Annotated in this window: 11 protein-coding genes; all 11 read left to right on the top strand. The window is 59.7% G+C overall.

All coding sequences use genetic code 11. The features are described 5' to 3' along the window. The first annotated feature begins 25 nt into the window (after nucleotides 1–25). The 11 genes from AVI_RS26915 (at nucleotide 26) to AVI_RS26865 (ending at nucleotide 22,792) form a co-directional block, all read left to right on the top strand. Complete coding sequence (locus AVI_RS26915) at nucleotides 26–4,426, top strand: type I polyketide synthase (RefSeq protein WP_015918419.1); 4,401 nt, start codon at nucleotides 26–28, stop codon at nucleotides 4,424–4,426. Further along, a complete protein-coding gene (locus tag AVI_RS26910) occupies nucleotides 4,423–12,144 on the top strand; it encodes a non-ribosomal peptide synthetase (RefSeq protein WP_015918418.1) in 7,722 nt (2,573 codons plus the stop codon). Before AVI_RS26915 ends, AVI_RS26910 begins: the two co-directional genes overlap by 4 nt. A gap of 7 nt (nucleotides 12,145–12,151) precedes the next feature. After that, on the top strand, nucleotides 12,152–13,843 hold the full coding sequence (locus AVI_RS26905) for a condensation domain-containing protein (RefSeq protein ID WP_041699759.1): 1,692 nt from the start codon (nucleotides 12,152–12,154) through the stop codon (nucleotides 13,841–13,843). Then, nucleotides 13,840–14,634 (top strand): thioesterase II family protein, encoded by a 795-nt coding sequence (locus AVI_RS29395; protein ID WP_015918416.1) that lies wholly within the window; start codon nucleotides 13,840–13,842, stop codon nucleotides 14,632–14,634. The genes AVI_RS26905 and AVI_RS29395 overlap by 4 nt, the downstream gene beginning before the upstream one ends. A 95-nt stretch (nucleotides 14,635–14,729) precedes the next feature. Next, a complete protein-coding gene (locus AVI_RS26895; protein WP_049777538.1) occupies nucleotides 14,730–15,569 on the top strand; it encodes a ferric iron reductase in 840 nt (279 codons plus the stop codon). A gap of 288 nt (nucleotides 15,570–15,857) precedes the next feature. Next, nucleotides 15,858–18,173 (top strand): TonB-dependent receptor, encoded by a 2,316-nt coding sequence (locus AVI_RS26890; protein ID WP_234617829.1) that lies wholly within the window; start codon nucleotides 15,858–15,860, stop codon nucleotides 18,171–18,173. A gap of 103 nt (nucleotides 18,174–18,276) precedes the next feature. Then, complete coding sequence (locus tag AVI_RS26885) at nucleotides 18,277–19,167, top strand: iron-siderophore ABC transporter substrate-binding protein (RefSeq protein ID WP_234899034.1); 891 nt, start codon at nucleotides 18,277–18,279, stop codon at nucleotides 19,165–19,167. Next, the gene (locus AVI_RS26880) at nucleotides 19,164–20,192 is read left to right on the top strand and encodes a FecCD family ABC transporter permease (RefSeq protein ID WP_015918412.1); all 1,029 of its coding nucleotides are present in this window, start codon (nucleotides 19,164–19,166) and stop codon (nucleotides 20,190–20,192) included. The genes AVI_RS26885 and AVI_RS26880 overlap by 4 nt, the downstream gene beginning before the upstream one ends. Then, nucleotides 20,189–21,172, top strand: a complete 984-nt coding sequence (locus tag AVI_RS26875; protein WP_015918411.1) for a FecCD family ABC transporter permease — start codon at nucleotides 20,189–20,191, stop codon at nucleotides 21,170–21,172. Before AVI_RS26880 ends, AVI_RS26875 begins: the two co-directional genes overlap by 4 nt. Further along, nucleotides 21,162–21,956 carry an ABC transporter ATP-binding protein gene (locus AVI_RS26870; protein WP_015918410.1) on the top strand — a complete coding sequence of 265 codons (795 nt, stop codon included), beginning with the start codon at nucleotides 21,162–21,164 and terminating at the stop codon, nucleotides 21,954–21,956. Before AVI_RS26875 ends, AVI_RS26870 begins: the two co-directional genes overlap by 11 nt. Nucleotides 21,957–22,249: 293 nt before the next feature. Continuing rightward, nucleotides 22,250–22,792: an RNA polymerase sigma factor gene (locus tag AVI_RS26865; protein WP_015918409.1), complete on the top strand. Its 543-nt coding sequence runs from the start codon at nucleotides 22,250–22,252 to the stop codon at nucleotides 22,790–22,792. The last annotated feature ends 106 nt before the right edge of the window (nucleotides 22,793–22,898 follow it).

Raw genomic sequence — 22,898 nt, 5'->3', positions numbered from 1 at the left:
CCAGAACAGATCAAGGAACCTTGTTATGAATGACCTGTCCGCAGCCCCTCTTTCCGATGACAACAGGCATCATATTGCCGTCATTGGCATGGCTGGCCGCTTTCCCGGTGCACCGGATGTTGAACGCTTCTGGCAAAACCTGGTTGATGGTGCGGAATCGATTGAGCGCCTCTCGCCGGAAGCGCTCAAGCAACGCGGCGTCTCTGCGGAAATGGCGGCATTACCCGATTTTGTCGCCGCCAGCACACCGCTGGCGGGTGCGGATCGCTTCGATGCGGGTTTTTTCGGCTACAGCCCGGCCGAGGCTGAAATTCTCGATCCGCAGCAGCGTATCTTCCTTGAATGCGCCTGGCAGGCGCTGGAAGCCGCCGGTTATGTGGGTGATCGCACCCAAGGACCGATTGGCGTTTTCGCCGCCGCTGGCATCAATACCTATGTCTTCAACCTGCATGACAATAGCCGCATCCGCGAGACCGTCAGCCCCTATGAGCTGTTCGTTGGCAATGACAAGGACTTTCTAGCCACCCGTACAGCGTTCAAGCTGAACCTGCGAGGCCCGGCCATTACCGTGCAAACCGCCTGCTCCTCCTCGCTCGTTGCCGTCCACATGGCCGCCCAGAGCCTGCTGTCCGGCGATTGCGACATGGCGCTGGCTGGCGGCATTGCACTCTCGCAGTCCTCCGGCTACCGCGCTCGCGAAGGCGGAATCCTCTCGCCTGATGGCCATTGCCGCGCTTTTGATGCGGCCTCAAGCGGCACGGTCCCCGGCAGCGGGGTCGGTATCGTCGTTTTGAAACGGCTGGAAGATGCGCTGGCCGATGGCGACACGATAGACGCCGTCATCCTTGGCTCTGCGATCAACAATGACGGTGCGTTGAAGGCGAGCTTCACCGCGCCGCAGGTCGATAGTCAGGCGGCGGTGATCGCCGATGCGCAGGCCATGGCAGGCGTGCGCGCTGATACCATTGGCTATATCGAGGCCCATGGAACGGGCACCAGACTCGGCGACCCGATAGAGGTTGCAGCACTGACCAAGGCGTTTCGCCGCGATACCGAGCGCCGGGGCTTCTGCGCGCTCGGCTCCGTCAAAACCAATATTGGCCATCTCGACACCGCCGCCGGTATTGCAGGTTTCATCAAGGCCGTGCTGGCCCTGAAAAACCGGCGGATTCCGGCAAGCCTCCACTATGAGAACCCGAATCCGCAGATTGATTTCGCAGCCAGCCCCTTCTTCGTCAATCAACGTTTGCGCGATTGGGACAATCAGATTGGCACGCGCCGCGCAGGCGTAAGCTCCTTCGGCATTGGCGGGACCAATGCCCATGTCGTGCTGGAAGAGGCCCCACCCAGCCCGGCATCAAAGGCAGGCGGCGGCCCGGAACTGTTGCTTGTGTCGGCACGAACCGAGGAGCAGCTTGCAGCCAGCAGCGAGGCCCTCGCAGCAGGCTTGGACCGTGCAGATGCCCCGGCGCTTGCGGATGTGGCGCACACGTTGCGCCATGGCCGTCGCGATTTTGCCAAGCGCCGCTTCGTCGTGGCACGCGATGCCAAAGAGGCTGCCAGCAATCTGCGCAACCTCTCTCAAACCGCCACGGCGGAAGGCGAGACAGCGCAAGCCGTTTTCCTGTTTCCCGGTCAGGGCAGTCCATATACGGCGATGGGCAAGGCGCTTTACGCCGACCTGCCAGCCTTTCGCGCCCCGTTTGATGCCTGCGCATCCAAACTGGATGGGCTGATGGGGATCAACTTCAAAGCCTGCCTGTTTTCGAACGCGGATGACCTTGACCGCACGGCATTTGCCCAACCCGCGCTCTTTGCCGTTGAATATGCGCTTGCGCAAGCCTTGATGAGCCACGGCGTCAAACCGACGGCCCTGCATGGCCACAGCATTGGCGAATATGTCGCCGCCTGCCTTGCGGGTATCTTCGACCTCGAAACAGCGCTCCAGCTCGTCGTTGCGCGCGGGCGGTTGATGCAGGCTCAAGCACCCGGTGCCATGCTGGCGGTGATGCATGCGGATGAGCCAATCACGCCGTGGCTTGATGAGGTCATTACGCTGGCTGCGGCCAATGCGCACGGTGTCAGCGTTGTCTCCGGCCCGGTGGAGGCAATTGCAAGCCTACAAGTGCGCCTGAAAAACAAGGGCATTGCAGGGCGTATGCTGAAAACCGCCCACGCCTTCCACTCGCCAATGATGACGGAAGCGGCAGTACAGTTTCGCAATGTCGTTGCAGGTGTGCGCCTCTCAGTGCCGCAAATTCCTCTGATTTCCAATGTCACGGGAACATGGATGACGGCACAGGATGCGACCGACCCGGACTATTGGGCGCGTCACCTGTTGCAGCCCGTCCGCTTCGAAGATGGGACACGCACACTGCAAGCCCTTGCAGCACCTGTTTTCATCGAAATCGGCCCCGGTCGCGCACTCGGCACCTTGACCGCTGTGGCGGGCGTTGATGGAAGCCGAATTCTGGCAACACTCGCAGAAGGCAAGGATGAATCAGGGCAGGTGTTGTCTGCTGTCGGTCAGTTCTGGCAATTGAACGGCGTTCTGGATTCAGTTGAAGCCTCTGGCCGACGCCGCGTACGGCTTCCCACCTATCCCTTCCAAAGCGAACGTTACTGGGTCGATGCGGATAGCGAGCCTGCCACGCCCAAAAGAACAGCAGCACCTGCTGAAGGCCCCGGCCTCTACCGCACCAATTGGCGGCGTGCGCAATTGAGCCACGGGCCTAATCGGTTGAAGGGCCGCGTGCTTGTTTTTGACGATGGTCAGCTTGGCTCCACTCTCGCCACTGAGCTTGAGCGAAGTGGTGCGGAACCCTATCGCGCATTGATCGGCGCTGGTTTCAGTGAACCCGACTTCCGCTGCTTCAGCCTCCGCCCCACGATCAGCGAAGACTACGCCAGCCTTTTCGAGACCCTTGCCGAGCGGGGGGCAAGCCCAGACCATATCGTCTTCGGCTGGCCTCTCACCCCTTGCTCGAACGAAGCGCCGGAAGCTGCGGCGCAAGCCCTTCTGGCGCTGGTGCGGGAACTGGCCAAGAACGACCGCGCGGTCACCCTCACGCTTCTGACAAGATCGGCAGCCGATGTGACGGGTCTGGAAGATCTCGATATTGCGCAGGCTCTGGTGGCTGGCACTCTCCAGGTGATCGCCCAGGAATATCCGTCGCTCCATTGCCGTCATATCGACATCGATGCTGCACGGCCAATTGAGAGTGCAAGGCGTATTCGCGACGCTCTGTCGGGGAAAGACGATGTGCTCGCCTTGCGTGGCGCGCATCGCTGGCTGCCGGAGACGGAACGGTTTGACGCGCCGCAAGGCGGCCCGGACTTCAAGCGCAACGGCGTCTATGTGGTCGTCGGCGATATCGTTGATGGCGTTGGCAAGACCTGGGTTGATGCTCTGTCTGGGCTCGGCGCAACCGTCGCCTTGCTTCAAGATACTACGGCACCGGCTTTTGAGTATCCGGCACGTCTCAAACGGCAGCTCGATTGCGGCGATGCCGCCGCCTTGAAAGGCGCTCTGGACGATGTGTTCGCAGAGCTGGGCCGGATCGACGGCATCTTTCTGAGCCTGCCGCAGTCGAACCATCAATCCGCCGCGCTGATTGGTGAGCTGACGGATGCCCATTGGGCCTATAACATCTCGAGCAAACTGCGCCCGGTTCGTGCGCTTGGTGAAGCTGTCGCGAAGCGGAAAATTGGCTTTTGCTGCGTTCAGTCCTCGCTCTCAACCCTCGTTGGCGGGCTCGGCCTTGGTGCTTACGCCGCCACGCACCATGCCATCGACCGGATTGTCGCCGAAGAGAACAAGAACGGCACCACGCCATGGTTTGCGATTGGCTATCCACTGATCGAGGCGGAACCCGGCACGACCTTGCAGGCGACGGGCCGTGCAAACGCCTTCGCGATATCGACTGAGGCCGCATGGGATCTGACGCGATGCCTGATTGAAAACGGCGCAACCGGACAGACCATGCTGTCGGGTGGGACCATTCCCCCGGTCACGTCCGACATCGATGCGCAAGAGGCAGCCGCCACTGACGGCGGGCGTGGACGCCCCGCACTCGGTGTCGCCTATCGCAAACCGGGCAATGACACCGAGGCGAGGATCATCGGCATTTTCGAAGAGATCCTCGGCCTGTCACCCATCGGGGCCGATGACGGCTTTTATGAACTCGGCGGCCATTCCCTGCTCGCCATCCGCGCCGTTGCCAAACTCCGCGAAGCCTTCCCCGTCGATATCGCCATGCGCGAGCTGCTTTTCGACAATCCGACCGCCGCAGCCATCGCCAAATCGATTTTGGAGCGCATGACGGAGAAGACCGACCTTTCTGCTCTCGCCGATCTTCTCGATGAGGTCGATACCCTATCCGACGCCGATGTGAGCAGGCTTCTCGCCGGAGGAAATGCACGATGAACGAACTTTTCGCCAAGATCGCCGGGCTTTCGCCGGAGCGGCGGGCGCTACTGGAACAGAAGCTGAAAGCACAGGGCATCACGTTTCCCGCCCCCTCCGGCATTCAGCCACGGACAGACCGCGAGGCTGCGGTTCCGCTGTCATCGGCGCAAAAACGCCTCTGGTTCATGCAGCAGCTGGAACCCGGCACCGTGGCCTACAATATGAACCTAGCACTTCGGCTGAAAGGCCCGCTTGACCGCGCAGCCCTGTCTCGCGCCTATGCCGCCCTCATTGCGCGGCACGAACCCCTGCGGACGCGGTTTACGATGGGCGAGGATGGCCAGCCGCAGCAAATTGTCGAGGCATCCGGCGCAGCCGATATAGGCTATCACGATTGCCGACAGCATCCAGACCCGGAAAAGGAAGCCCGTCTTCAGCTCAAAGCATTTGTCGAGACGCCCTATGATCTCACCCGCCCGCCGATCCGCGCGACGCTGGTCGGGGTTCACGAGCATGAGCATGTGCTGGCGCTTGGCATGCATCATATCATCAGCGACCGCTGGTCGATGGGCGTCTTTGCCCGCGATCTCTCAACGCTCTACCATGCCGAAGCGACGGGAACAGCAGCAGTGCTTGCGCCCCTTCCGGTGCAGTTTGCCGATTGGACGCTGTGGCAGCGCGACTTGCTGGACGGCCCCACTCTTGCCAACCAGCTCGCCTATTGGACAGAAAGCCTTGCGGGCGAGCTGCCGGTGCTGGAATTGCCATTGGACCGGCCACACAGCCTGACAGCGAGCTTCAGCGGCGCACACCTTCCCGTTTTGATCGACCGGGGGCTGTCGCTCAGGCTGCGCGCACTTGCCGCCGAGCAGAATGTCAGCCTGTTCACATTGCTGCTTGCCGCCTTCAACGTGCTTTTGCATCTCTATACCGACAGCGACGATATCATCCTCGGCAGCGAGGTTGCCAACCGCGACCGGCCCGAGACGCAGACCATGATGGGGCCGCTCGTCAACACGCTTGTCTTTCGCAACGACCTGTCCGGCGATCCGGCCTTTTTGGTTCTGCTCCAGAAGGTTGCCGATGCTGTGCGCCGTGGCCTTGCCCATCAGGATATCCCGTTCGAGCGCCTCGTCGAAGCAATCAATCCAGAGCGCTCGCTCTCGGACCTGAACCCGCTCTTCAACGTGAAATTCGACATCCAGCACAGCGTTGCCCCGCCGCCGGGTCTGCATGGACTGACGATTGAAGCCTATCCGCTGCGCGAAGTGGCAACAAAATATGACTTGCGCTTCAACCTTGAAGACGACCAGCCGGACATCAAGGGCAAGATCGAATATTCGAGCCAGATTTTCGACGAGAGCACCATCGCCTCTATGCTTGCCCGTTTTGAGCGCCTGCTGGAGCTTGTGGTGCGCGAACCCTCGCGGCGGCTCTCCACGCTTTCGCTGCTGGCACCGGAGGAGGAAGCGGCCATCATCGCGGCGGGTTCCGGTCCCGTGCGGGATTATCCGGTTGAGGAATGCCTGCATGATCTCGTCCTGAAACAGGTCGAGCAAACGCCGGATGCGGACGCGGTGACCGATGGCGACCTCACCTGGTCCTATCGCGACCTCGAAGCGCAGTCTTCGCGCATTGCCGCAAATCTGGTTGCGGCTGGTGTGAAGCCCGGCGACCGGGTGGGCATCTGCATGCGCCGCTCGCCCCGGATGATCGCGGGTATCCTTGGCATCATGCGTGCGGGTGCGGCCTATGTGCCGCTCGATGCCGATTATCCGCCAAGCCGCCTTGTCTTCATTGCCGAGGATAGCGGGATTACCATCCTGCTCGCTGATCACCGCCCGGCCTTCGTCACGCAGGCGCAAACGCTGCTTGACGTCACAACATTGCCGGACATCCGGCTGGAGGCGCGGCCTGCCGTCTCACCGAACCATCTCGCCTACATCATCTATACATCCGGCTCGACGGGCAGGCCCAAGGGCGTGGCGATAGAACACCGCTCCGTCGTCGCCTTCATGTATTGGGCGCGGGAGCGCTTTACGCGCGAAGAGGTGGCGCGCATGCTGGTGCCGACCTCGATCAGCTTTGACCTGTCGATCTTCGAACTTTATGCGCCCCTCGTCCTCGGCGGCACGCTCGTTGTCGCAGATCATTTTCTGGCACTGCCGCAGCTCGCAAGCAAGGTTGATGTGACTTTCATCAATACGGTCCCCAGCCTCCTGCAAGAATTGCTGCAAGAACACAGATTGCCAGACAGCGTACAGACGGCAACCTTCTGCGGCGAGCCATTGCCAGCAGCACTCGTTGCCATCCTGAAACGCGATTATCCGAACCTGCGTATCCTCAATCTCTACGGTCCTTCGGAGGATACCTGCTTTTCAACGGAAGTTCCGTTGCAGGGCGATCATTATCAGGGCGGCGTTGTGCCTATCGGCAAGCCATTGCCGAACACGCAAGCCTATATTCTCGACCGTGCCGGCCGCCTGCGCCCGCCCGGCCTTTCTGGCGAGCTTTATCTCGGCGGTACGGGCTTGGCGCGCGGCTATTTTGGCCGACCTGAGCAAACCGCTGAGCGGTTCATTGCCAACCCGTTTTCGAGTGAGCCCGGCTCTCGTCTTTACCGGACCGGGGATCGCATCCGCCGCCGCGCAGATGGCAATCTGGAATTTTGCGGGCGGCTTGACCATCAGGTCAAAGTGCGTGGCTTGCGCATCGAAACAGGCGAGATCGAGCACAATCTCGAACAGATGGAGGGCGTCGAAAAGGCGGTTGTGGCTGTCACGCAAGGCACTGATCGGCAGCTGGCCGCCTTTATCGAACCCCAAGACGGCGTGAGGCTGGATGAAACCGAGCTGCGCCGGGCGCTGTCCGAAGTCCTCCCCGTGCATATGGTGCCGACGCTGTGGTGCTTCCTGCCGCGCCTGCCGCAGCAGCCGAACGGCAAGATTGATCGCGCAGCACTGCCATCGCTGGCCGCAACAGTCGCCACCGGGTCCAGCCCGCCTGAGACCGAAACGGAACAGCGTGTCGCTGATGCCTGGGCTGATGTGCTGGCCATCGATTCGATCAGCCGGGACGACAATTTCTTCCGGCTCGGCGGCCACTCGCTGCTGGCCATGCGCATGATTACCCGGCTTTCGTCTTCGCTTCCGACAAATGCCGTGCTGCGGAAGCTGTTTGAATTCCCCCGCCTCAAGGATTTCGCCGCAGCGCTTGAGCGTGACGAGACGCCGATGGCGGCACCCTCCAGCACCATCGATGCCCTCCCGAATAGTGCGACGATACCTTTGTCCTTTGCCCAGCAGCGGCTTTGGACATTGGCCGAGCTGGAACCAGACAGCGCCGCCTACACTGTTCCTGCCGCGATCCGCTTTCATGGCGCGCTTGATCTGGAGGTGTTGCAACACGCATTCACAGCCCTTGCCGCACGCCATCCGGCATTGCGCACGCAGATCGTCAACCGCGATGGCAAACCTGTGGTCGAGATCGGTGGAACCAACGAGCCAGACATCGCAATCGTGGATGTGAATGAGGCCACCCTGCCGGAAGTGCTGGCTGCTGCATGCAGGCAGCCATTCAACATGGCGACCGGTCCCCTCTTCCGCGCCCGAATTTTCCGTCTCTCCGCTGACGAGCACGTTGTTTTCGTCGCACTCCACCACATTGTCTCGGATGCGCAATCGCTTCAGCTGATGCTGCGGGATCTGACGCGGTTCTATGATGCGGGCCGACAGGGCAAAGTGGCAGACCTTCCACCGCTCACCCTGACCTATGGTGATTTTGCCGCTTGGCAGCGAAAGCAGCCGCTGGGCGAGCAGATCGACTATTGGCGCCGCCAGCTGGAACATGCCCCCCCGCTTCTGGAGCTGCCGACGGATTTTCCGCGTGGTGCGCGGCAGGAATTCAAGGGCGGCAGCATTCCCTTCCATCTCGATAGCGCGCTTACAGCACGTCTGGTCAATTTTGCCCATGAGCGGGACGCCACACCCTTCATGGTGCTTCTCTCCGCCTTTTCGACCCTGCTGTCACGTTATTCCGGCGCATCCGATGTCGTCATCGGAACCCCGGTATCCGAACGGCCAAACCGCGCGCTGGAGGATGTTATCGGGCTGTTCGTCAACACGCTGGCGCTGAAACTGACGCATGATGCTGCGACAAGCTTCGAGCAGCAGGTCGCAGCCACACGTTTGCTCGTCCTTGATGCCTTCCGCCATCAAGACGCGCCGTTTGAATGTGTGGTCGATGCCCTCTCGGTCGAGCGAAGCTGGAGCCATAACCCTGTGTTCCAAGTGATGGTCACCTGGCAAGCCGACGAGCAGCATAGCCCATGCCCCGATGACCTGACGGTTACCCCGGTGGTGCTCGCACAGGAAACATCGAAGGTCGATCTGACACTTGACCTGCGCCATCGCGGCGACCAGTTTTCCGGCACCTTGATCTATCGCAGCGATCTCTTCCGCCAAGAGACGATCCTCCACATGGCCGAGGCTTTCACGGCCTTGGTCGAGGCTCTTCTATCGGCCCCTGAGCGAGCACAGATCGAAATAGACGGCCTGCCCGAGCGCCAGCGCCAGCAGATCGCCACATGGAACGCGACGGCAAAGACCTATGATGCGGTGCCAGCAAGTCTGCATGGCTTCTTTGCGCGTTCAACCGAGCGCACACCCGATGCCATTGCCGTCACAGATCGGAACCGGAGCGTGACCTATGCTGAGCTTGATCGGCAAGCAGAGGCGCTCGCCCGGCATCTCGCCTCCCTTGGCATCGGACGCGGCAGTGCCGTCGGTATTTGCCTTGAGCGCAACATCGACCTCATTGCTTCGATTCTTGCCGTCTTGAAGACGGGCGCTGCCTATGTGCCGCTCGATCCCAAATATCCGGCAGATCGGATCGCCTTTGTCGCAAGGGATGCAAGCCTCTCCCTCATCTTGACAAAAGAAGAGCGCGCCGACTTCGCCGAGATCAAGACGCTTGATCCGACCGCCGTCTGGAACGGAACGCAGGCCGTCTCCGGGGCCCCTCTCCCCCATACGACCGAAGGCAGCGATCTCGCCTATCTCATCTACACCTCCGGCTCGACAGGGCAGCCGAAGGGGGTTGCAATCGAACATCGCAATGCGGTTGCCTTCACACATTGGGCGCTCGACACCTTCCCGGCGGAGAGCTTTGCCGGAATGCTTGCGTCAACATCCGTCTGCTTCGACCTGTCCATCTTCGAAATTTTCGTGACGTTCGCCGCTGGTGGGCGAATTTTCATCGTCGATGATCTTTTCGAACTGCCGGACGCGCACTTCGCAAACGAGGTCACATTCATCAACACCGTGCCGACCCCGATGACAGAACTCATGCGGTTTGGCCCGTTGCCAACCAAGGCAAAAACAGTCTGCCTTGCGGGCGAACCGCTGCCACCGAGCCTTGCACGCGCGATTCTGGAGACTGGACAGGTTGAGGCGCTGTACAATCTCTATGGGCCCTCCGAAGACACGACCTATTCCACCGGATGCCGGATCGATGACGCGGGGCTGCCCATCCATATCGGCAAGCCCATCACCAACACCACCGCCCATGTCCTTGACGCAGCACTCAATGAAGTGCCAATCGGCATGCCGGGCGAGCTTTATCTGGCAGGCGAGGGTATCGCGCGCGGCTATCACAATCGCCCGGACCTGACGGCGGAGCGCTTCCTGCCAAACCCGTTTGACAGCACCGGCCAAGCCCCCCTGCTCTACAAGACCGGAGACCGCGTTCGTCGGCTGGCCGATGGCAATCTCGACTATCTCGGCCGAACTGATCGCCAGATGAAGATCAGCGGTTTTCGGATCGAACCGGGCGAGGTCGAGGCCGTGCTGATGCGCTATCCGGGCGTGACAGGAGCCGCCGTCGATGCCTGGCGGGACAATACCGGCTATGCCCGCCTCGCCGCATGGATTGAGGTGGCGGCACCTGTCGGTAAGGCAGCGCTCTCTGCCCATCTGAGCCGAGAACTGCCGCGCCATCTGGTGCCGACGTTTTTTGCGATGCTGGACAAGCTTCCGCGCCTGCCGAACGGCAAGCTCGACCGCAAGGCCCTGCCCGATCCATCCGATGAAGCCAAAACGCTTGCAGAAGACCAGACGCCACACAAAGGCCATGAAGAGAAGATCGCCGCGATCTGGGCAAAACTTCTCGGACGCGAGGCGATTGGACGCAACGACAACTTCTTTGCGCTTGGTGGAGATTCAATTCTTGCTATTCAGGTCGTGGCTGCGGCGCGCCGCATTGGTATTGCCATCAAACCACGCGATATTTTCCAATATTCAACGCTTGCAGCCCTTGCCGCATCCGTCTCGGATCTGGCGACAGAGTTGCATGAAACCGGACCAATGAGCGGCGACATTCCGCTTGGCCCGGCCCAGCACTGGTTTTTTGAGCAGAATTACCCTGATATTGCCCATTGGAATCAGGCATTGATGCTGAGGCCCCGCAGGGTGATCAATGAGAAGACGCTTCAGCAGGCTATGGACCTTCTCCACCAGACCCATGATGCGCTGCGCGGCCGTTTCTGGCAGCAAGACGGACAGTGGCGACAATCCGTGACGGAGCTGGAAGGGGCACCGCCGCTGCGTTCCACCTCTTGTACAGCAACCGAAGCGGATGCCGTGCTCTTGGTTGAGGCGAATGCGCTGCAACGCCGTTTCGATCTCACTGATGGCCCGGTTTGGGGTGCCACGCTTGTGACCATCGACGGGTGCGAGCAACGGCTGCTGATCGCAGCGCATCATCTCGTGATCGACGGGGTGTCCTGGCGCATTCTCCTTGATGACCTTCAAACATGCCTGACAGCGTTTGAGGCCGGTCTTGAGATGAGCTTGCCGCCCCGCACAACAGGGATTGATACCTGGGTGCGCGAGCTGAAAGACAGCGCGGTGTTCGATGGTGAAAAGGACCATTGGCGCACGATAACCGAGGCCAAGACCGCAGCGATCCCGACGAACCGTTCGGGCAGCAATTGCGCTGGCGACACCGACATCGTTGATCTGACAATCGATCCTGACCTCACCGGACGCCTTCTTCGAGACGTGCCGTCCTGCTATCCAATCGATGCCGAAGAAATCATGCTTGCGGCACTTTATAATGCAATCCGCGATTGGACCGGACACGACAGGCTCCGGCTGATCCTTGAAAGTCATGGCCGGGCAGACCTGTTCGAAGGCGTCGATCTGAGCCGCTCCGTCGGTTGGTTCACAGGCCTTTATCCCGTTCTCTTCGATGTCACCGGGCGCGACAGGCGCACCACATTGCTCTCGGTCAAGGAAAGTCTCCGCCGTGTTGCAAACGACGGCATCGGCTATGGCGTTCTGAAATATCTGAAGGGCGTGGCATTGCCACAGCTGGAGGATATCGCCGAGATACGGTTCAACTATCTTGGCCAGACGGACACGTTGTTTTCCGGCGATGCGTTGCTGTCACGCGCAGCCGAGCCATCGGGCGATCCGCGTGGCGCGCGCAATGGGCGCGGGGTGCTCCTTGATATCAATGCAATCATAAGCGGCGGGCATTTGCGCATTCGCCTTGCCTATTCCCGGCAGATTCATGATCGGCAGACAATCGAAACACTCGCGGCGGGGCTGCAAAACCATCTCGAAAGCCTTGTCGATTTCTGCCTGACATCAACCGAAGCCGGCTACACACCAGCAGACTTCAAGCACATGACACTTGATCAGGATGATCTCGAAGCCATCCTGCGCAATCTCTGAGGGCACCATGCAGAATGCGAGCCAGCGCCTTGAGCGCAACAACATCGCCGACATCTATCCGCTTGCCCCGATGCAGGAGGGCATCCTTTTTCATTCGGTGTCTTCCCCCGGCGGCGGCCTCTATATGCCGCAAACGGCGCTGCGCATCACCGGAGCCGTCGATGCGGAGGCTCTGAAGGCGGCATGGCAAGGCGCAATTGACCGCCATCCGATCCTGCGTTCGGGGTTCTTCTGGGAGGAGCGCGACGAGCCGTTCCAGATCGCCTTCCGCAGCCTTCCGGTGGCATTCACTACGCTGGACTGGACTGGTAACGATCCGGCAAGCGAGCGTGAACGGCTGCAAGCACTGTTTTCTGCCAACCGGGCCGAGCCGTTTGACCTGCGCCGTCCGCCTCTGATCCGGGTCCAATGGATCAGCACCGGACAAGACCAGTCGATCATGGTTGTCTGCTACCAACATATCATCCTCGACGGCTGGTCGATCCGTCAATTGCTCGACGAAGTGCTCTCGCTCTATCGGCGCGCGGCAGGCAAGGCCGAGCCAGCCCTTCCGCCCGCCCGCCCTTACGGCGATTACATCGGTTGGTTGAAGAAGCGCGAGCGGGCCGTGTCGCTTCGCTTCTGGAAGGATCGGCTTCAGGGTTTTGCGGGCACAACCCGGCTTCTGGCAGGGGACGCGACAGGCCAGTTCGAGCGGCAATGCCGGGAAGTCCCAAAGCCGCTGCATGAGGCCGTGCTGGCCTATGGTGCCGCCCATGGGCTGACGCTCAACACGCTGCTGCAAGGCGCGTTGTCCTTGCTGATCGCGCGCCAGACCGGCAGCCGTGATCTCATTTTCGGCACAACCACAGCCGGGCGCCCCGTGACACTGGAGGGCGCAACGACGATGATCGGCCTCTTCATCAATACGCTGCCCGTGCGTGTCCGCCTTAATGAGGGCCTATCCGTCTCGGACTGGCTCGCAACCATTCAGAAAGCCCATGCCGAAACGGGCGAACACGACCATGTACCCCTCGCCGCTATCCAAGGCCCGGGCGTTTCGCTTTTCGACACGCTGCTCGTCGTTGAGAATTTCCCAGTGCAGGCGAAGCGAGCGGATGCGCCTGCACTGCTCAAAACCGAAGGCATCGACTTTGATGAGCGAACGCATTTTCCGCTCACGCTCTGGGCGACACCGCATACGGCAGGCCTGACGCTGATGGCCGGTTTCAGCCGCGATATGCTCGCCTCTGAGACGGCAGCGGCTCTGCTCGAACGACTGGGCGATATTATCGCCATCATGATCCGCTCATCCACCACAGATGTGTGCGCAATTCTGGATGAACTGCCTTCAGTGATGGCGGTTGCCGGTCTATCTGAGGGCGGTTCTGGGGACCGCACCCATTTGATGCCAACGAAACAGGCACCATCGGGCATCCCGAAATCCGCAACGCCTTCCGCGACTGAAATCACACTGGCGCAAATCTGGACGGAGGTGCTCAAATCTGGTCCCCTGGATGGGCAGGCCAACTTCTTTGAGCTTGGCGGCCATTCGCTCCTTGCCGTGCGTGTCGCCAGCCGACTTCGCGGCGCGTTTTGCGTGCCTGTACCAATGCGCGTCCTTTTTGAGCACCCCGTCCTTGCCGACCTTGCGGCCTATATCGACAGCCTTCGCCCGCAAGTCCCCCCGGCCACAGACCATATTGAGATTGACATATGACGATAACGCCATCACGCCCCGTGCTTCTTTGCCTGCCGCCAGCAGGCACCGGGGCCGGGCTTTTCCGCAACTGGGTACAAACCGCGCCGAGCACGATGACGGTGCATCCGGTCGCACTGCCGGGCCGCGAAGCGCGCTATTGCGAACCGGCACCGAGGTCAATTGACGCGCTTGCCGATCAACTGGCCGTTGAGCTTGAGCCTTATATCGGCGGGCGCTATGCGATTTTCGGCTATTCGATGGGTGCCCTCCTCGGCTATGAAATCGCCCGTCGCTTTTCAGCGGCAGGCTTGCCGATGCCGGAGGTGTTTTTCGCGCTCGGTTGCAATGCGCCGGACCGCATGGTCTATGAGCGAGAGCCGTTCCACACGATGGAAGCCGACGCCTTTCGCCAAGCGCTTATCGATCTCGGCGGAACAGATGCTGAAATCCTCAACAATCCCGAGGCAATGGAGCTTTTCGAACCGTTGCTGCGCAATGATTTCAGAATATGCGAGACCTATACCCATGATGCGACGCGCGGCACGCTCGATTGTCCCGTCCATATTTTCCTCTCCGATGGAGACGCCTTTGTAAACCGGCAGGCCGCCGCAGCCTGGTGTGATTTCGTGACCGGCGGCACGCGCCTGCATCCGGTCGCGGGCGCGCATATGCTGGAGCGACCGGTACTTGACACGCTGCCCGCACGACTGGCAACTCTCTGGTTCGGAACTGGCGAAAATCGCCTACAGCATCGGTCCGAAAAGTGGGAACCGGTTTTCGGAAAGTCCGATGCGAAAACAAGAATCTAGAGCATCGTGCCGATTCCAATTTTTGGTACGATGCTCTAAGGCGCGAGGGTTAAGCGATGATGGCGGCGATGGACATACCAACATCGGAGGAGGCAATGGTCCGCCGCGCACTGGATGCGCAGGCCGCCTATATGCCGGATGTCCGTGCGGATATCGGTCAAGTAGGCGCAGGATGGACGACAGCCGAGGCATTCTTTTCCGACGAGGTGGCGCTGGGCGAATTTCTCGCCTTCGAGCAATCGCTGAACGAAGGCACAGACATCAAGACGGCTGGGGCGCTGTTGATGACCGACTATGGCTACATTCTGGCCGCCGCTACTGTGCCGATCTTCGCTGGTTTTGGCCTCATCCCAAACCTTTCTCCGGCCAGCGTCGCGCTTTCATTCTACACGACGCAAGAGCCGCATGACGGTGAGATGCACCGGGTGCGACGCGCCCATGTCCGTTTTCTCGAAGAGACATTCTGGCAGGGTCAATTGGGTGACGCTGTTGCCGAAGAACGGCTGCGGGCCGAAATCGAGCGGCATTTCCGCCCCGTCATCGACGCGATCCATGCACGCACGCGCCTCTCCCGCACAGCGCTCTGGCGGCTCGCCGGTGATGCAATTGCCGGTCGCTTTCTCGATTCCGGCCGCCGGTTCGGCAGCGTCGAGGCGGCCAAGGCGTCGGCAATGCAGATCCTCAAAGTGCCCGGTTCGCCGCTAGCCAACCGTCAGCTCCACTATTTCGATTTGAGCGTGCTCGACAACAACCAGCAGGAATTTTCATACACCTTCCGTCAACGCGGCGGCTGCTGTCGATTTTATCTCGTCAAGGGCGGAGAATACTGTCCGACCTGTGTCTTGAAGGCACCGACAGATCGGGACGAAGAATTGCGCCTGGCCATGCGTCAACATCTCGGCGTCGCTGATGAGATTAGGTCAGGTTCAAACTGAATCAGACAGTCTCTCGATTTTTTTGTTGTCGTTTGTCTTCTCGGCAAAACCGGTGACTACTTTTCCCTGACAAACTTTAAAAAGCTCGAGATTTTTTTGGGGTCAGAGTCCCAAACCGGGAAAATCAATCGTCTACCCCCCGAGCACAACGTGGCGTTGCTCCTTACGGTGGGCTGCAAAGCCTTGAGTACCGGAGAGTTTGGGGGTTCTATGACGAAGACTTTTTCCACTACACACGAGGCCCGGGCGAGCCTCAGAGCAGTCCTATTAGCAGGATCGGCGCTTGTGATGTTGACACCTGCCCTGCCGGCAATGGTGCGAGAGGCGCAGGCTCAAATGTCGCAGCACGCGATTTCCGTACCGGCCGGTCCGCTTACTCCAGCGCTCAACAGCCTTGCTGCCCAGACGGGCCTCCAGATTCTGTTCGACGCGTCGGTTGCCCAAAACAAATCAACCCGCGGCGTGAATGGGACGCTGACACCTGAACAGGCCTTGAAGGCCGTGCTTGCCGGGACAGGCGTCGATGCGCGCTTTGCCGGCGAAAACCGGGTCACCTTGCAGAACGCGACTTCCGCCTCAGAAAACCCGGAGCAAGAAGGAACCCTGCTCGAACCCATCGTGATCTACGGTGCCCGCAATGCGACCACGCTTGGCGGTACGACAAGCAGTGTCGCTATTCTCAATGCCGAAAGCCTGGCGAATAGCCAGATCCGCACCACGCAGGAAACGTTTCGTCGCATGGCGAACACGATGGACAGCGCCACAGTCAACGCTGGTTTCGTTATCCGCGGCATGAGTTCCGAGGGCCTGGTATCGTCCGGTGGGCCGGCAGGCTCCATCTATATCGATGGCATCCTTCAGACGCGCTACAATGCCCGCTTCGGCGCCCGCAATCTCTGGGACGTTGAGCAGGTCGAGGTCTATCGCGGCCCGCAATCGACGCTCTCCGGCCGCGCCGCCATGACCGGAGCCGTCTATATCAAATCGAAGGATCCGACCTTCGAAAAGGAAGTCGAAGTTTCCACGACCGTTGGTACCGATCATCTTGTGGGCACCGCCATCACGGTCAACACGCCTATCGTAGAGGATCAGGTCGCGCTGCGGCTCTCCGGGTCCTATGAACGTTCTAGGGCCCAGCCCAGCTACTCCGATTTCAAGTCATACGACAATTACGACGATCTGATCACTGATATCAGCGGCATTGCGCGCGCCAAGCTGCTGTTGACGCCGTCAGAGCTGCCGGATACCCGCGCAGTCCTCACCTATTCCTACTCGAAGGACCGGCCGAACGACGCACTCGTCGGACTCTATTCGGGACGGGGGGATTTCAATAACGCGCCTGTCACCTACACCGAATATCGCTGGACCGAGGCGCATAATCTCGGACTTGAGGTCACCCACGACATTTCTGAAACCCTGCGCTTCACATCGCAGACCGGCTATCAATACGGCATCAATAACCGGCGCTCCATTGATTATGGCACCGAAAATGTCGTCAACGGTATCACCGGCGAAGATGACAACTCCATCCTCACCCAGGAATTCCGCCTGAACTATGAAGGCGATCGTTGGAAATGGGTAACCGGCATCTATGGCAGCTACGAAAAGTGGGATGGTGCCACGGATATCGTTGCGTTCGATTATTACCAGCAGAATGACACGCAGCACCGCACAACCGCGAACCTGGCCATCTTCGGTGAAGCGACCTACGAGTTTGCGCCGACCTGGTTTGCGACGCTGGGCGGACGCCTGGATTACCTGAGAGACAAGGACCACCAGCAGAATTATTCCGGTCTGATCGATGACTCCCCTGTCCTGACTGGCGACCCGACGTCCCTTACCGAGTACAATTTCGTGCCTAAAGTCGGCATATCCAAGGAGTTCGGCAGCAACCAGAAGGTGGGGCTCACCTATACGGAAGGCTTCCGCTCGGGTGGGTCCTATCTCGACCGCGTGACGGGCGAACTCGGCACCTATGATCCCGAATACTCCAAGAACATTGAACTGTCGTACAAGGGAACACTGCTGGACGACCGCCTGACGTTGAATGCCAATCTGTTCTACACTAAGTATTCGGATCAGCAGGTCGAGATCCGGCCTGACCCCTCGATCCCCGGTTATCGCATCATTTCGAACGCCGCCACATCTCGCTCCTGGGGTTTTGAAATCGAACCGTCCATGCAGGTCACGGACCAATTCACCACCTTTGCATCGGTCGGTTACCTCAACACCAAGTTCATCGACTTCAACCATGCAGCGCTCAGCGAACCGCAGGACGGCAAGTCCTTTCCCGAAGCACCGGAATGGAGCCTGGGCTTTGGCGGTCGTTATGAGTTCCAAAATGGTGTTTTTGTCGGAGCCGATGCCAAGTACACGACGAGCTATAATTCGCGCTTCGGCACGAACGGCATGTACAAGATTGATGCGCGCTTCATCGTCAACGCGCAGGTGGGTTTCAAGAAGGACAATTGGCAGGTGACGCTGTTTTCGGAGAACCTGACGGATGAAAAATACTTCACCCTGATTGATCCGGATTACTCGCTGCCTTACGGCCAGGCTGGCAAGCGCCGATCATTCGGATTGAACCTCCGGGCCAAGTTCTGATTATCTCGGGCTGCGGGGGGCATTACCCCCGCAGCCGTTTTCGATTTCCGGCGACAAAATGGTGGCCCTCTTGCGTTTCTGTCTGTTTCTCCTCGCGTTTCTTATGACCGGTTCACTGGCGCAGGCCGCCTGCCAGGGGACCTTGCTGACCGAGGACGTCTACAATCCGCCCCTCTGCATTCCGGCTGCGCCAAAACGGATCGTCACGCTCGACCCGCTGATCACGCTTGGAATGCTGATCGAACTGAAGGCACCTGTCATCGCGACCCCTTATATGGCAATCACGGAAAGCGAAGTGCTCGATGTGGTCAGGGCCGAAAAAATGGTCGATCTCGGCAATCCCAGGGAGCCAAGCCTCGAGCGTGTCGCAGCCTTGAAACCGGATCTTATCATCGGTTCGGCGGAGGCCCATTCCGGCATCTACGAACAGGCTGCCAAGATTGCACCAACGGTGCTTTTCAAGCATATGGACTGGAAGGTCTATCTCCAGCGCCTTTCCGAAGTGACCGGTCGTGAAGGTGTGGCGAGGAGTTCTTTGACGGCCTACAATGACCGTGTCTCGGCCATTCGTGAACGCATGAAAGACAAGAAACTCACGGTCTCTACCGTCCGTTTGGCCCCTGACCGGTTTGTCGTGTTTGTCGACGGACCGAACGCCTACGCCCCTTTCGCGGTGCTGCATGAGGCAGGCGTAAAGCGAACGGCCTACGAGACCGTGACTGACGGCACGATCGTGAAGCGTCCAGACTGGGAGGAGCTGGCAAATCTTGATGGCGACGTGCTTCTCTACGTATCCGCCAGCGGTTTCGAAAGCGGGCCGGATGACGTGCTGGAAAAGCAGGTGACGGAGAACCCTCTCTGGCAATTGCTGCCCGCTGTTCGTGAAGGTCGCGCCTATCGGGTCGACCGCGGCCCTTGGCAGAGCTTCTACGGCATCAGCTCGGCAAACCGTATCCTCGACGATGTCGAACGCTTCATCCTGACGACCCCATGACCGACCGCACGGCTGGCTATATTGCAGAAACCGATGTAGGACGAGTGCTTGCGCTTGCCGCATTACTCTGTCTGCTCATGCTTGCCACCGTGATCGCCATCTCACTGGGTGCGGCGATGATGCCGCCCGCCAAAGTCATCTCGGCACTCTTCGCATCCGAGACGTCGCGGGATCACCTGATCGTCATGACCATTCGCCTGCCACGTGCGCTTGCGGCGCTGCTGGCAGGTAGCGCACTGGCTGTCTCTGGTGCCATCATGCAGGCGGTGACAAACAATCCCCTCGCCTCACCGGACCTGCTCGGCATCAACGCAGGCGCAGCCTTTGCAGTCGTCTCCGTCATGGCCATTTTCGGTGCCGGTATCGGCGACATCTACGTTTGGTTTGCTTTTCTCGGCGCAGCCATCGCCGCGACCGTTGTCTATGCGCTGGGTTCGATGGGAATGGTGGGGCAATCCCCCCTCAGGCTCGTGCTGGCGGGAGCTATCGTTGCGACCTTCCTGACCTCTGTGACCACCGTTATGCTGATCTTTGACCAGAGTACTCTTGATGCCGTGCGCCTCTGGACCGCAGGCTCGGTGACGGGACGAAACATCGAACAGGTCAAGACCGTTGCGCCCTATATCATTGCCGGGCTGATCGCTGCCCTGCCCTTTGGCCGTCATCTGACGACAATCAGCCTTGGCGCGGATACGTCGCGCGCGCTCGGCCAGAACCCAATCGTCTGGCGGGGCCTATCGGTCGCGGTGGTCATTTTGCTTGCCGGTGGTGCCGTCGCACTTGCCGGACCGATCGGCTTCGTCGGGCTTGTCGTGCCCCATGTTGCAAGGATGTGCATCGGCGTTGACTATCGCTGGATCATTCCTTTTTCAGCACTCGGCGGTGCGTTGCTGGTGATCGTGGCAGATACGGTCGGACGATTGGTGTTTGGAAGCCAAAGCTTTCCCGTCGGTGTCACCATTGCGTTGATCGGCGCGCCGTTTTTCCTCTATCTCGCCCGCACGCGGCTGAGGGACGGCGCATGATCCGGGTTTTCTTCGTCCTGATACTTCTGCTCACATTTCTCGTGGCGGCAAGTCTCGCTTTTGGTGACGTGTCCTTGGGCTGGCAAGAACTCTACGATGTGCTGATGGGCACGGGCCGTGCACAGTTGCAGAGCGAAATGATTGTTTGGGATCTGCGTCTTCCACGCGTTCTTCTGGCGCTCCTTGTTGGCGTCGCACTCGCGCTCGCCGGAACGATCAGCATTGCCATCATGCGCAATCCGCTTGCTGATCCGGGCGTTCTGGGCATCAACAGCGGTGCGGCTGCTGCGGCCATGGCTGTCATTGTATTGATCAGTGATCCACCTGTGGCGCTTCTGCAAGTGGCAGGCTTCGTGGGTGCCAGCGCCATGGCCCTTGCCGTTTTTGCACTCGCCTGGCGCAGCGGCACCTCCTCGCTGCGTATCATCCTGATCGGCATCGGGCTTTCCGCCCTCGCCTCCGCCGGTACTACTTTCCTGTCAGCCTTCGGCGACATTGGCGACGTTCAGCGGGCGCTGGTATGGTTAGCCGGCAGCGTCTACGACGCCAACATGGTCAAGGTGCGGATGCTTGCGCTCTGGCTCATCGTGCCGATCGCACTCACACTTCTCGCCGCGCGGGAACTCGACCTCATCCGCTTCGGTGACAATAGTGCAAGGAGCCTCGGCCAGCCCGTCGATCGTATACGGGGCCTGATGATCCTGCTGGTGACCCTACTCTCTGGTGCCGCCATTGCCGTGTCGGGTCTCATCGGCTTTGTCGGCCTTGTCGCGCCGCATATCGCGCGCCGGCTGGTAGGAGTCTCCCATGCCCGGATCCTCCCGGTCGCAGCCCTCGTCGGTGCCTGCCTCGTCGTCGCCGCGGATCTCATCGGTCGTGTCATCCTGGCCCCAGCGCAGCTCCCGGCCGGAATCGTGACCGGACTCGTCGGTGCTCCCTTCTTTGGCTATATTCTCTGGAGACGTCGCCATGACCACTGATCTGCAAGGCGGTCCCAGGATCATCAGCAATGGCGTCGACATTGCCTATGGCGATCGCCGCATCGTCGAAAATCTCGATCTTGCGATCCCGCAACAGCGCTTTACAGCGCTGCTTGGCCCCAATGGCAGCGGCAAATCGACAATTCTGCGCGCCTTCGCAGCGCTGATGAAACCATCGGCCGGTAGCATTATCCTTGATGGCTTTGATGTATCGCAGCTTTCCACCCGCGAGGTGGCGCGAAAAGTGGGCGTGTTGCTGCAGGGGGCTGTCGCGCCTGAGGGGTTGACCGTTGGCGATCTCGTCCGTCAAGGGCGCTATCCGCATCAGTCACTTTTCAGTCGCTGGTCTCCTGAGGATCAGCAGGCGTGCGACGAAGCCCTCATGCTGACAGGCACAACCGATCTTGCAAACCGCATGCTGGACACCCTTTCCGGCGGTCAGCGGCAGCGGGCCTGGATTGCCATGACGCTGGCCCAACAAGGCCAGACTATCTTTCTCGATGAGCCAACAACCTATCTCGACCTCGAACATCAGATTGAACTGATGAAGCTGATTACGATGCTGGTCGCAAAGCGCGGCAAGACAGTCGTGGCCGTGCTGCACGACATTAATCAGGCGGCGCGCTACGCCGAACACATTGCTCTCTTGAAAGGTGGCCGTATCAGGGCTACCGGAACGCCTAGTGAGGTCATTAACGCAGAGATGATCGCCGATGTCTTTAACGTCAAGAGCATGGTGATCCGTGATCCCGTTGCCGGAACGCCTTTGTGCATTCCGCTTTGAGAACCTCTCCCTGAGAGAGTGCGGAATGTCACAAAAATATCACACTCCTTGCTATTTTCGAGAAGGTCCGGCTTGCTTTGCCACCAGCGGGTGAAGTCGATCAGACGGATTCAGGCAAGGAAATCAGACACAAAGATGAGTTTTATAGTCTTGTTTTATTCTACAGCATCGGAATAAAGCGGCATATTTCTAAGGCATTGCACTTGCACGTGTTTTCGGGATTGTTTAGCCATTCCCCATGACGGTTCAGCCACGTCTATCCTGACCTACCGTTCGCTGGGAACCATGTGCAGATGTCGAGATCTTCCTCCTCGTCCCTTGTCTGGGACACCGTTGACAGCAGCGAGTTGCTCAATCGAGCCATGGAAGCACACTATGCTGATATTACCAATGCGGTGCGGCGCCGGGGACACCCGAGTTCTACGGCCCGCGACGTGGTGCACGATCTCTACGTGAAGCTCGCCGCCAAACCGGAGGTTCTCCTGAACAAGCGGTCGATCAAGGCCTTTCTCTGCCGTGCCGCCATCAATCTCGGCATTGACCGCCAACGCAGGGAAACGAAGGAAGCCCGGCTGTTCTCAGGATCGGAGCGTGAGGCCCTCTCGGCGGCAAGCACCGGGCACGCGCCGGACCACACTCTGGAAATAGAAGCGCGACTTGCAGCCCTTCGGGAAGCAATTGCGGAACTGCCGGAGAGGCGACGTGTCGTCTTCATTCTCCATCGCCTTTATCATCTGACACCAGACCAGATCAGCACCAGGCTCAACATCTCCAGAAACATGGTCGACCGGCACCTGCGGCGTGCGTTTGCCCATTGCCTTGACCGGATTCTCTAGAGTCAGTCAGGTTCAAATTGAACCAGACTGACTCTCGTTTCTTTCGTTTTCGTTTGTCTTTTCGGGAAAACCGGTGGCCACTTTTCCCTGACAAACTCTTGATCCC

This window comes from Allorhizobium ampelinum S4 (genome assembly GCF_000016285.1).
Classification (GTDB): Bacteria; Pseudomonadota; Alphaproteobacteria; order Rhizobiales; family Rhizobiaceae; genus Allorhizobium; species Allorhizobium ampelinum.
The sequence above is the reverse complement of the archived record's forward strand: the minus strand, read 5'-3'. Positions and strand labels throughout refer to the sequence as shown.

What these genes read in the sequence shown, in the direction of transcription:
- AVI_RS26910 (WP_015918418.1), top strand. Translation starts at nt 4,423, where the DNA reads ATGAACGAACTTTTCGCCAAGATCGCCGGGCTTTCGCCGGAGCGGCGG.
- AVI_RS26880 (WP_015918412.1), top strand. Translation starts at nt 19,164, where the DNA reads ATGACCGACCGCACGGCTGGCTATATTGCAGAAACCGATGTAGGACGA.
- AVI_RS26895 (WP_049777538.1), top strand. Translation starts at nt 14,730, where the DNA reads ATGGTCCGCCGCGCACTGGATGCGCAGGCCGCCTATATGCCGGATGTC.
- AVI_RS26885 (WP_234899034.1), top strand. Translation starts at nt 18,277, where the DNA reads ATGACCGGTTCACTGGCGCAGGCCGCCTGCCAGGGGACCTTGCTGACC.
- AVI_RS26890 (WP_234617829.1), top strand. Translation starts at nt 15,858, where the DNA reads ATGTTGACACCTGCCCTGCCGGCAATGGTGCGAGAGGCGCAGGCTCAA.
- AVI_RS26905 (WP_041699759.1), top strand. Translation starts at nt 12,152, where the DNA reads ATGCAGAATGCGAGCCAGCGCCTTGAGCGCAACAACATCGCCGACATC.
- AVI_RS29395 (WP_015918416.1), top strand. Translation starts at nt 13,840, where the DNA reads ATGACGATAACGCCATCACGCCCCGTGCTTCTTTGCCTGCCGCCAGCA.
- AVI_RS26875 (WP_015918411.1), top strand. Translation starts at nt 20,189, where the DNA reads ATGATCCGGGTTTTCTTCGTCCTGATACTTCTGCTCACATTTCTCGTG.
- AVI_RS26915 (WP_015918419.1), top strand. Translation starts at nt 26, where the DNA reads ATGAATGACCTGTCCGCAGCCCCTCTTTCCGATGACAACAGGCATCAT.
- AVI_RS26865 (WP_015918409.1), top strand. Translation starts at nt 22,250, where the DNA reads ATGTCGAGATCTTCCTCCTCGTCCCTTGTCTGGGACACCGTTGACAGC.
- AVI_RS26870 (WP_015918410.1), top strand. Translation starts at nt 21,162, where the DNA reads ATGACCACTGATCTGCAAGGCGGTCCCAGGATCATCAGCAATGGCGTC.